Here is an 11527-nt window from a genome sequence, read left to right as displayed (position 1 = left end):
CACCGACCGTCCGCCGCGCATCACCCAGCGCGCCGTCGAAACGCTGCATCCGCACCGCACGCCGGTGCTGAACGTGCGCGACCTCACCGTCACCTATGGCAATGCCGCAAGCCGGTTTTTCAAGGGCAAGCCGCCGGTTGCAGCCGTGAACAGCGTTTCCTTCGATATCCTGCCGGGTGAAACGCTCGGCCTCGTCGGCGAAAGCGGCTCCGGCAAATCGACGACGGGCAAGGCCGTGCTCGGTCTCATCCCCTTCAAGGGCAACGTCCTGATCGACGGCCGTGACATCGCCGGGCTCAGCCAGCGTGAGATGCGGCCCGTGCGCCGCTCGGCGCAGATGATCTTCCAGGATCCCTATGCCTCGCTCGACCCGCGCATGGCCGTCGGCAAGGCGATCGGCGAACCGATGGTCATCCACGGTATCGGCAACCACAGCGAACGGCAGGACCGCGTCGCAGAACTGCTGCGCCGGGTCGGCCTGACGCCTGATGCGGCGACGCGCTACCCGCACGAATTTTCAGGCGGCCAGCGCCAGCGCATCTGCATTGCCCGGGCGCTGGCGCTGGAGCCCAAGCTGATCGTCGCCGATGAGAGCGTCGCAGCGCTTGACGTCTCCGTCCGCGCCCGCGTGCTCGAACTGCTGCTCGAACTGCAGGAAACGATGGGGCTCGCCTATCTGTTCATCTCCCACGACATGGCGGTGGTCGAGCGCATGTCCCATAACGTCGCCGTCATGCGCGCCGGCCGCATCATCGAAACCGGCACACGGCGGGACATCTTCGAGAACCCGAGGGATGATTACTCAAGAGCGCTGATCGCCGCGGTTCCGATCCCTGATCCGGAGGTCTATCGCGGCAGGGAAGCGCATGCGTGATTGAGGGTACTTGGTATCGCATTTGAGATCAGGTGATTCCGTCGTTGTACGGCTTACGCAAGACTTCCTCGATTTCCAATTCTCTTTTTAGCCGCCATTCCTTTGACGCGAGTTCCAAATAGCCTAAGCTGCTCCTGAAACATAAGCCTTCTGAATTCCGTGCCTGGCTTGCCATGCGTGGCCGCATGGCTGGAAGCCATGTCATGCGTTATGTCCGAAAATAGAAAATACAAAACATCGTCGATTGACGAGCATTTCACTCTCTCCAGTTCGACGCCACGCTCTTCAAGCAAAGTTGGCTGATCGATGACACCCGCTCTAACGTAGACTCGCCCCGGATACTGAGGCGAAGTGCCGTATAGCGGCGATCCGCAGTTCACGCAAAAATGTCGGGTCAGCTCATTGCCAGCATCCGTACTCTTTGTAAATGCGCCAACTTCACCACAAACAACGCGAAATTCGCTCATCTCAAATGGAATGTTAACCCCGAAGGCGCTCCCTGTGGATTTTCTGCAATCTTCGCAATGACAATAACCGCCAGGCCCCACTGGATTGCCACACGAAATCTGAACCGCTCGACATAGGCACGTAGCCGTAATTTTTGCTGGCATAGACGGGCCTCTTTGTTACAACGTCAATTGTTTTCTCTTACTATTTGCCCCTGTCGCAATGTCATCTGTTGGCGCGAGTTGCCGCGTCCAATACCGACATAGCCTATAAGATTCAGTCAAGGTGCGAGCGGCACGCCGCTTACAGTGAAACTCCCATTGCTCGTCCATGGAAAGGCGATCACAGCCCAAGAACTCGGTGCCAGCGAAGGTTTCGAACCATTCCCAATAAGCGGAGACAGCTTTGAAAAAATTCAATCCCATTCGAACGCGGGAGGTGATGGGCGGCACTATCGCCCGCGCACTTCGTGCCGAATACGATCCCGCGATGCCGATGGGGAATGTTGCGGTGCATGAGATCAACGATGTTATCTCAGCCTGGCTGGTGCGTCATGACAAGCAAATAGCACCCGTTCTTCCACGGGCGCTCCGATGGTTGGACAAGGCCATCGAGGGAAAAGAAGAGGAAAGGTTTGGTCCTTTTCCCTGTTCCCACCGCAGGACTTTGCACTGGGCTAAGGCCCTTGGTCGCTGGATGCACGGTGAAGGAAACGACGAAGCATCGTGGAAAACCGCTCAGGATGCAGAGATTGAATACATGCGAACCGGCTTTACCAAAGTACTCGGTGTCGACAAGTTTGACTACAAGCTCCAACGTTTCGTTCCTCAGGAAATCAAGGGCCTGCCGTATAGTTCACGGAGACTGCTCGTCGACGGAACTCTTGACGATTTCATGGCGTTCAGCCTCCAGGCTGGTCAATACGACACCGCAGTCGAAGAATATGAGCGACATCTAAAGCCGAAAAACCCATCACTCAAAACAACATTAAAGCCACGGGCGTTTGCCTATGCGCTCTGTCTGAAAAAATTAGGGCGGGCGCGATTTGGCGACAATGACCTGTTGGAGGCCGGGCAGCGAATGTTGCGGGCCAATCTCGAGGAAACATGGTTGGGAGTCGGCCAATATGAGCGTGCGGCCACATGGTTGAAGATCGTCTATTGGGACCGCGACCAGACCCTGACGCCACTGGAGACCATCCTTAAAGCCTATGACAACATGCCAAACGTACCGTTACCCGATTTCATGCTGGCAACCCGGTCTGAACTTGAGCCAAATTCACTGCGAATGAGGTGGGCACAGTTAGTCAGAAGACTTCGGTTCAGATGAGGTTTTGCGTTGATAACGTGAGCACTGATTTCGAGCTGAGGCCGAACATCAATGATCAAGCGACAACACGGAAGGCGGGATCAGATTTCCCCTGGCTTAGGCTGCCATTTTTTTTAGATACGGCAGCCTAAGCGATGGTCAGACCAGCCTCCAGGTTGGGTCTTCGCCATTCTCGATTTTGTGGATCAAGAAGCCGAGGGAGCTTTTTGCTCCTTCAATGGTTCCGGCGGAGCCCGCGAACCGACCTGCCGACGTGCGTAACCACCAATACCAGCCGTCGCGAGCTTCAGGAACCACACCCCCTTCATACCCAGCCTTTATGAGCCTGAGTTCGCGGCCGATCTTGGTGAAGCGAATAGGGGCGATATTCATCGGATCACCATCTCGCGCAACTCTTTCAGATCAAGTTTGAGTTCATTTGGGCCGCGACGTCAACGTGGGAGCGGAACACCGGTTACGGGAAAAAGACCTCACAAAGGGAAACACTTTCGCCCTCTGCGCAAGAAACAGCCCGGCTTTGGCGCTACGCTACGCAGCGCCGTTAAACCGATGCCGCTTACGTTGAAGCTCACGTCCAGACTTCCTGGTTGTGAGAAGCTCCGATGTAGTCTCCATGGAGAAACTTCCATTGCTCGTCCATGGAAAGAAGATCACAGATTAGGATGGCGAGGGCAACGTGGGGCCGGAACAGCGGTTACGAGGCGTTGCCTGTGGCATTGACCTTGACGCCCTTCAGCGCCAGATCGCCGCTGCCGCCGGCAAGCTGCAGAGTGCCGCTTGCCGTCACTCCTGCATTGGTGTTGACGAGGTTCTGGCCAGCGATCGTCATCGTGGGCCGCCAGCGTGATGCCGTTGGTGGCATTGAGCCGCCGTGTCGCCACGTGACAGTAACGTGCCGCTGCCCTTGATGGAGCTGCCGGAGACGGCAAGGCCACCAGCGGATGCGATCAGGCCGGAATTGTCGAGATCGCCGTGGCCTTTGTAGCGAGTACTATATTATTCCAAGAAACAAATATCGAGTCGATCCACTTTCCACGAAACCATTTTTCCGCGGAGAAACCCAAAATCCTCAGAGAGAACGTCATCAAAAAAAGTTATTGATCTACAGTTAATATTTCCGTCGCCCAACACGCCAGTCAATAAGTATGAGTAGTCTGTTCCCGTCCGAAAAATTGACGGCAATTCATCGTTAGATTCTTCAATAATATACTCATTCAACACAACCGCAACTAGTTCTACTTGATATACTTCTCCGACATGTATTGGATACGGCATATAACTCGCGAAGCAAGTTAGCCTCTCCTCACAAATGAGGACTGAAACCTCTTCTTCGATATCATTTCCTATTTTCTCGATTAGCGCAGAATAAATCAATTTATTGGCCTTATCGTTTTGTCCATTGGATCTCCATTTAGCATTTTCCAAAAGCTATTTCCGCTTTCTACGTGAATCGTAGTGATGTCGCCGTTCGCGTTCGTCCCAACGAAGCCGAATTTTGCCTTCCCTTTCGAGGTATTGCCCATGAATTGCACATAACCCTCTCGCAATTCGCCTTTGTACAAATATTCGACCTTCTCACCGTAACGCTGAATATCCCTTCCCACCTGCAGATATTCACTCGAGCTATTTACTCCAAATTCTGCTCCATGCTTCTCGAAATGGACGTCTAACTTAGCTTCGTTGGCAAAACTTAGCGGTTTTGGGACTGGAGTAGCGGCAGCTTTTTGAGCAGCCGCTACGTCATTATAGATTGCTCCGTTTGGCCCGGCAAAAACAACATTTCCGTCTACGTCGCGCACTCGGACGAATCCTGTGGGCAGACCGACCACGTCGGTGAAGGCGGCTTCTGAGGCGGACAGGGACTGATAACCCTCCGGCACCTTGACCACCGTACCATTCGACGCTGTGATGGTCTTGACCGAACCTTTGTAACTGCTACCGGGAACACCGGCTGCATCCACCGCGATTAGCAAGCCAGCGATGGATTTATTCAAAACTAAGATCTGATAACCAAGCACCATCCCCTGGGTGTCACCCTTCCTGAATGCTTCCGCCAACACGCCCACGGCAGCGTCAACATCATTCGACTTCAGGATGTCCCATTGCGCAGCAGTTATGCTGCCTTGATTAGGGTCTTTAGGATCGAAATAAGCAACAGCCTGTGAGATAGTTCTCATCATCATGAATTGGTCGACAAGGCTGACGGGACCGTCGGCGGTTGCGATAGCTTCGAACATTTCGGCAGCTGCCTGTCGGACGTCGTAACGAGCTTTTTCACAAGCGGCCGATGAATTTCCTTCGCAAGCTTCCAACTGATCGTCGCGTGCCTCGTCGATCTCGTGCAACTGATCCAGTTGCACGCAGGCTTTATCATCACCCCCGGTACATTCCGCTCTCAGCTTGTCTCCCAACTCGATTTCAGCGTGTTTGAGATAGTTGTACTGATAGTTCGCCGCACCGTATCCGGCGCCTTCAGCGCCACCGACCGCTACGCCAACACCAGCCGAAAGGGTTGCGCCGATCAGCTTGGCAAGCGCGTCGCCTTCGGGCGTTCCTTCGTATTTTGTTCCCTTGAGCATGCCCTTGACGAGCTCGGCGATGGCCGGCGCCATCAATGTAGTCGCAGCACCGCCCAGAGCGGCTTTGATCGCCCCCTCCCAACCATTGACGCCACCAAGGATACCGCCACCGATGGCATGCAGCAGCGCACGACCTGCGCCGCCTTCCTTCCAATAGTCCATTCCGGCTTGGTCTTGGTTCCGAATAGCTTGCTTGTAGAGTTCGCTGGCAATGTCACCGACTAAGCCCGCCATGGTCTTCTGCGCTTCCTGCAGATCGGCCTGCGTCTTGTACTGATCGCGCAGGATGCTCTGCAGGTCCGGCAGTCCGGGCAGCGAGGTGTTGGTATTGTCAGTGTCGCGGCGGATCGTGCCGATATCCTGCGTCTGGTGCTCGGGATCGGTGACGGTGATGCCGATGTTGCCGCCGATGGCCGAATAGGCCTTGCCGGTTTCGCTCTCTCCGTCGTTCACCTTTGCGAGGCTCAAGCCGCCGGAGCCAATCGAGGCGCCATAGGTGTCGGCCTTCCAGCGCGAATGGGTATCGACGTCGGAAACTTCGAGCGTGCCGGTTTCGAGATGATTCAGTTCCGCAGGCGCTTGGCTGGTGAGTAGGCCGCCCACGAGCGTCGTCTTCTTGTCGACGATTAGATCGAGCCCCCCTGTTCCTGCGTGGATGCCGGATTGCTCGGAAACGATGGCGGCATCGCCCGCCGCCTTCTGCGTCGCGCCGGAGGCGCTGAAGCCGTCCGTGCCGATCGAGCCGGAGAGGTTGAGCTGGCGAGCCTCTGCAGTCGCCGTGTCCACCAGGCTTTCGACCGTCAGATTGCGGACATCGACGGTCACCGAATTGCCGGTGACGGTGGCGCCTCTCAGAGTGAGGTCATTGGTGAGAATGGTGACGTCGCCGGTGCCGTTGACATGGGTGTTGTAATTCGTCAGCCCGGTCGTGCCGTCATTGCCCTTGCCGTAAGATCCGTTGACGCCGACGTCAGGTACGCACTTCGACTTCGTGCCGCACTCCCATTTGACGCCAACGCCGACGCTGTAGGAGGAGTTCTGGCTTGATGTATCGGACGTGCCCGTCGCTGCATTGAGATTGATATTGCCATTCTTCGCCGACAGGACGATGTCGCCGGCCAGCGGATCATCGGAGTTTGTGGGCAGGCCGAACTTGTCGTAGCCGGCCGCGATCTGCGCACCATCGCTGGTGATCGAGCCGTTCTGCGCCTCCAGGGTGATCGAGCGGCCGGCGTGGATATCGGCGACGACGGGCGTCGAGGATGATGAGGACGAGCTGTTTTCCTGATGGTTGACGCCGGCCGACAGCGAGACCGAGAAATTGAGACCTTTCGCTTTAGGATCGGCGCTCGTCAACTGCTGATAGGCATCCTTGAGGTTCTTGTAGCCTTGGTAGAAGCCGAGGGCTGCGATCGTGGTGTTGGTGACCGCGTTGACGCGACTGTCGCCGGCAAGGCGTTCGGCCGAGTTCATGATGCTGCTGGCCGCTTGGCTCACCTGACTGGAGACGCTGAGGGTCACGCCGGCAAAGGTCTTCTCGTGGATCTCCTCGTAGTTGGTCTCGTCCGCAGCCGACAGAAGATTGATGTCGTTGGCAGCGAACAGATTGGCGTCGCGCTCGGCCGAGGCCTGCGCGGCCTGCAGATTGACATTATTGCCGGCCGAGATGTTGAGATCGCGGCCGGCGGACAGCGTCGAAGCCGCATTGGTATCCGACTGCTGGGACGAGCTGTCCTTGCTCGTCTGCGCGCCGATGCCTATGGAGATGCCGCCATTGCCGGCAGAGAAGGAGAGGCCGAAGCCGGACTTCTTCTCCTGCTCGGACTGCGAGAAGCCTTCTGCCCCTGGTGTGACGTTGACGTCGCGCTTGGCAGACAGGTTGATGTCGCGCTCGGCATCGACGGACGAGCCCATGATGTTCAGGTCGGTTGCCCGGGCTGTCAGGTTGACGTCCTCGCCGGCGGAAAGTGCGGAGCCGACATTGAGGGTCGAGGACTGTGCGCCCTTGTTCTGCTGGCTGCCGTAGATCGAAATGAAGCCGCCGCCGCCGCCTACGCCGAAGCCTGATTTCTTGCGCTGCTCCTCGAGTTCGTGCGCCTCCTGCGCCCCGATGATCGAGACACTGTTGGCCGCCACATTAATCGAGCCGTCGGCATCGACGTTTGAACCGGCAATGACTGCTGCCTTGCCTGCGTCGAGATTGATGTCACCGGTGGCGCTCAGTTGCGAGCCGACGGTCGTTTCGTCGTAGCTTTTGTAGCTGGACGAGCCTTTGGACAGGAAGCCGCTGCGCGACCCCTTGTCATCCTTGGCGCTGGTGTCCTTGCCGGATGCGATGGCGAGGTCGCCGCCGGTGGTGATGTTCAGGTCTGCGGCGGCGGTCTCGTTGCCGGCCTCGATCTTCGAGGCCGAGACCGCCGTGTCCTTGCCCGACGTGATGTCCACACCGCCGCCGCCTATGATGGCGGAGCCGACGGCCGTCGTCGTTTCCAGATGCGTAGTCGTCTTCTCGCTGCTGCCGAGGAACCCGCCCTTGGTGCTGAGCTTGGCGTCGAGGGTTGCGGTGTCGGTGGCTTCGGCGATCGTTACGTCGCCGTCGGCCTTGAGACCGACCTTGCCGTCAGCGGCGAGCTTGCTGCCGACGATGTTGAGGTCGTGATCGCCGCTGCCATTGCCTGCGGTGACCGAGAGATCGCCGCCGGCCGATATCTCCGAACCGACATGGGTGATCGACGAGGCGGACTTCTTGCCAAAAGTTGAGGCCGATTGTTCCTGCGCGGCAGTGATATTGATATCGTCGCCGGCATTCAGCGCGACATTGTCACCACCCTGGATGGAGGAGCCAGAGAGCAGGATGTCGTCGCCGGCCTTGATCGTTGTGTTCGTGCCGGCGGAAAGCTGCGATTGCTGCTGGTCGGTGGAGAGGGTCCTGGTGTAGCCGGATTGGTTGTTGCGGGCGACATCGGTCGAGACGACGGCCACCGAGCCCTTGTCGGCGGTCACGTCAAGCGTCGTTCCCGCCTTGGCGGAACTGCCGATGACGTTGGCATTGTCGGTTGCCTTGATCGACAGAGCCTTACCGCTGGCGACCTGGGTGCCGGTGGCATTCTGCTGGCCTGCGTTGTCAACCTTGGCTGCAGCCAGCGTCACGTTTTTGCCGGTGAGCGAGGCGTTGCCTGTGGCATTGACCTTGACGCCCGTGAGGGCGAGATCCCCGCTGCCGCCGGCAAGCAGCAGATTGCCGCCTGCCGTCACGCCGGCATAGGTATTGACGAGGTTCTGGCCGCCGATCGTCATCGTCTGGGCCGCCAGCGCGATGCCGTTGGTGGTATTGAGCGCCGTGTCGCCGCGCGACAGGAACGTGCCGCTGCCCTGGATGGAGCTGCCGGAGACGGTAAGGCCGCCAGCGGATGCGATCAGACCGGAATTGTCGAGATTGCCGACATTCATATCGACCGAGCCGCCCGCCATGACGGCGCCGGCGCCGCTAAGCTTCTGCCGGTCGGCGGCGGCGACGTAGACGACAGGAGCAAGCACCTGGATGCCGTCGACAGTCTGCCACTGGTAGAGGACGATCGAGTTGGTGAGGGCCGCCGCCTGCTCGGGAGTAAGCCCTTGGCCGACAGCCAGGCCGTTATCCTGGGCATAGGTGACGCCGTTGTCGAGCAACGTCTTCATCTGCTCGATGGCGTCATTGCCGGCGATGAAGGTGCTTCTGCCGAGCCCCTCGCCGACAAGCTGCCGCAACTGCGTGTCGATCAGCTGGTTCTCGAAATAGGCATCGCCCAGAAACGGAACCGTCGTCTCCGGCACGTAGCCGATCTCGCGCATGAAATAGCCGGAGCCGTAGAACTTGCTGACATCGAGGAAGTCGCCGCGGGTTTCGAACAGGAATATCTGGTGGGGTATGTTCCCGTCGACGCCACCCGATTGCGGTTTGGCGGCGGCCTCAAGGGCTTTGCCGTCGACGCGGATGCGGTCGGCGATATTGCCGAGCCCGGTAAGCAGGGTGCCGCCATTGGCGGTGACGCCGCCGAGCGCCGCGTTGACATTGAACAACGCACCGCCGGCGGTCAGGCCGTTGAGCGCTGAAAGCGGATCGCCGGGATTGCTTGATGCCGCCAGGCTGGCGCCGCCTGCCATCGAGCCGGCCGCAGACGTATTGTTGACGCTGCCGAAGTTGACGGAGAGGGCACCGCCCGCCTTGATGTTGGCCGAGACGCCGCCGATCGCCTGGACGGAGCTGACGATCGTCGTGCCGTTGGCGATGTTCTTCGAGGGATTGGCGTTGCCATTGGCATCATAGGCCGTGCAGGCGCCCTGCGCCTGGCAGGTCGTCGTCGTCGTGCGAAACAGGCTCACGCCGGTATTGGTCAGCGTTGAGCCCTTCAGCGTCGCGTTGCCGCCGGCCTCGATCGAGCTGTAGGCATTGCTGAGATTCGTGGCGTCGATCGAAAGGTTGCGGCTCGCCCGGATCGTCGCTTCCGGGCTGAGCGTGCCGACCAAGCGGTCCTCGTAGACTGACTGGCTGAGATGGGACGACCAATCCCATGAGTAGGTGGTGCTTTCGTCCGAGCCGCTGAAATTCACCTCGTCGACGATGAAATAGCGCGACGGATTGTTGGGATCGACAACGGGATTGCCGTTCGCGTCCCTCGGCACCCGGTCCCTGATCCAGTCGATGATCGGCCCGACCTTCTCCGGTCCGTCGGCTGAGATCCAGGTCCAGGCGCGGTAAGTCGTGCCGTCGGCAAGCGTCGCCTTCGACCAGAGCAGCGGCTGATAATCCTGCCACAGCCCCGGATCCACGCCCGCATAGAGCTGGTACATGTTCTGATCTGCGGTCTCGAGGTAACCGAACGGCAGGCCGGCGGCAACGGGATTCAGCGTGAAACCGCTGACGACGCCTGAAGACACCAGCGTCCCGGTCGTCCATTGCGGCGTGGCGGCCCGCTGGTTGGTCAGGTTGCTGGTCAGGATCGACATGTCGTTTCCGGCCTGGATGAGACCGGAAATATTGGTGACTTCAGTGTTTCTCAGCCCGGCCGCCACCCCGGCGATCTGAAGGTCATGGTTGGCGAGGATGGCGCCCTGATTGTTGGTGAGCACGCCGCCGACGAAGAGGCTGGCGTCGTTGCCGGCATAGGCGAGGCCCGTGGCGCTGTTGGTGAAGTTATCGGCAATGTTGAATGTGAGATCGTTGCCGGCTGCCAGTTGCCCGGCATTGGTCAGCGACGGCAGTGTCAGCGTCAGGTCGTTGGCGGCGAGCAGCGCGGTGCCGGCCGTCGTGGTAAGACCACGCGCCTTGATGGCGATATCGCCCGAACCGCCGGCAGTCGTAATGGCATTGACCCGGGCGCCGCTGAGATCGGCCGTGCCGGAGAGATCGAGAGCCAGGCCGCCGAGAGTGAGGCTGCTGTTGGCAAGGTTGGCGCTTGCGGCGTTCAGCGTCAGCGTACCGCCGGTGGCAATGTTGCTCGCCCGGCCATTGGAGAGATCGATATTGGTCGTGGTGAGCGTCAGGTTGCCGGCGGTGCGGGTGGGATTGCCGTAGCTGATCTGGCCGCCCGACGCCGTGAGCGCAGCGCTGCTGAGGCTCTGGAGCTTGTTATAGGCAATATTCTGGCTTGCGCTGGCTGAAAGAGCGCCGCTGCTCAGTAGGGCGTTGCCGGCCGTGATCGAACCGCTTTTGGCAGCAAGGCTCATGCTGCCGGTCTGCTGGAGCTTCAGCGTGCCGGCGGATGCAGCGGTGGCCGCGAAGTCGAGGCCGGAAACGAGAGTATCGACGGTGATATCCCGCGCCGAGAGGCTGGCGTTGCCGGCGGCAAGCGACTGGCCGGTAAGATCGATCGAGCCGCCGGCAACGATCGTCATGTCCTGATGGGCAACGACATTGGCGCTGACATCACCCGCTGCGCTAGCATCGACACTTCCGGCGGCAAGCAGGTTGCCGGCGCTGATATCGGTGGCCGTCGCCTTGAGCGTGAGATCGCCGGTCTGCCCCAGCGCGATGTCGCCATTGGTCGACTGGGCGGTGGCGGCAAAATCGACACCGGAGACGATGGCGCCGGCCTGAATGGCCGGACCCGTGACCGAGACGTCGCCCGCGCCAAGGAGCTGGCCGGTGACCGATGTATCGGCGGTGATGGTAACGGCTCCGTGGCCGCTGACATTGTCGGCCTGGAAACGACCGGCATCGATGAGGAGCGCGCCTGCGGCAAGCAGCGTGTCGATATCGACGCTCCCGCCGCTGCCGGCATCAAGCGTCAGGTCGCCGGCCATGCCGACGGCGATGGCG

General features: G+C 59.4%; 5 protein-coding genes and 1 pseudogene. 2 read left to right on the top strand and 4 right to left on the bottom strand.

Features of this window, described 5'->3' with window-relative positions; genetic code table 11:
• A partial coding sequence (locus tag MOV76_RS35890; RefSeq protein WP_247266329.1) for an ATP-binding cassette domain-containing protein occupies nt 1–874 on the top strand: 874 nt, incomplete at its 5' end.
• 53 nt (nt 875–927) lie between these two features.
• On the opposite strand, the gene MOV76_RS35885 is transcribed toward MOV76_RS35890, so the two are convergent.
• Complete coding sequence (locus MOV76_RS35885) at nt 928–1485, bottom strand: Imm63 family immunity protein (protein ID WP_247266328.1); 558 nt, start codon at nt 1483–1485, stop codon at nt 928–930.
• Nucleotides 1486–1726: 241 nt separating this feature from the next.
• On the opposite strand from MOV76_RS35885, the gene MOV76_RS35880 reads away from it, so the two are divergent.
• Nucleotides 1727–2650 carry a hypothetical protein gene (locus MOV76_RS35880; RefSeq protein ID WP_247266327.1) on the top strand — a complete coding sequence of 308 codons (924 nt, stop codon included), beginning with the start codon at nt 1727–1729 and terminating at the stop codon, nt 2648–2650.
• Between the two features lie 138 nt (nt 2651–2788).
• Here the strand turns inward: MOV76_RS35880 and MOV76_RS35875 are convergent, their stop codons facing one another.
• The 3 genes and pseudogenes from MOV76_RS35875 to MOV76_RS35870 all read right to left on the bottom strand — a co-directional run bounded on the left by MOV76_RS35875 (nt 2789) and on the right by MOV76_RS35870 (nt 11511).
• Nucleotides 2789–3022: a hypothetical protein gene (locus MOV76_RS35875; protein WP_247266326.1), complete on the bottom strand. Its 234-nt coding sequence runs from the start codon at nt 3020–3022 to the stop codon at nt 2789–2791.
• A 325-nt stretch (nt 3023–3347) separates the two neighbouring features.
• Nucleotides 3348–3622: pseudogene (locus tag MOV76_RS40395) on the bottom strand (hypothetical protein); the annotation flags it as partial.
• Nucleotides 3623–4020: 398 nt separating this feature from the next.
• Entirely contained in the window at nt 4021–11511 is a 7491-nt protein-coding gene (locus tag MOV76_RS35870) for a beta strand repeat-containing protein (RefSeq protein ID WP_408988007.1), read from the bottom strand.
• Between the last annotated feature and the right edge of the window lie 16 nt (nt 11512–11527).

Source organism: Rhizobium sp. PRIMUS64, from assembly GCF_023006465.1.
Classification (GTDB): Bacteria; Pseudomonadota; Alphaproteobacteria; order Rhizobiales; family Rhizobiaceae; genus Rhizobium; species Rhizobium leguminosarum.
The sequence above is the reverse complement of the archived record's forward strand: the minus strand, read 5'-3'. Positions and strand labels throughout refer to the sequence as shown.

What these genes read in the sequence shown, in the direction of transcription:
- MOV76_RS35885 (WP_247266328.1), bottom strand. Translation starts at nt 1,485, where the DNA reads ATGCCAGCAAAAATTACGGCTACGTGCCTATGTCGAGCGGTTCAGATT.
- MOV76_RS35875 (WP_247266326.1), bottom strand. Translation starts at nt 3,022, where the DNA reads ATGAATATCGCCCCTATTCGCTTCACCAAGATCGGCCGCGAACTCAGG.
- MOV76_RS35870 (WP_408988007.1), bottom strand. Translation starts at nt 11,511, where the DNA reads ATGGCCGGCGACCTGACGCTTGATGCCGGCAGCGGCGGGAGCGTCGAT.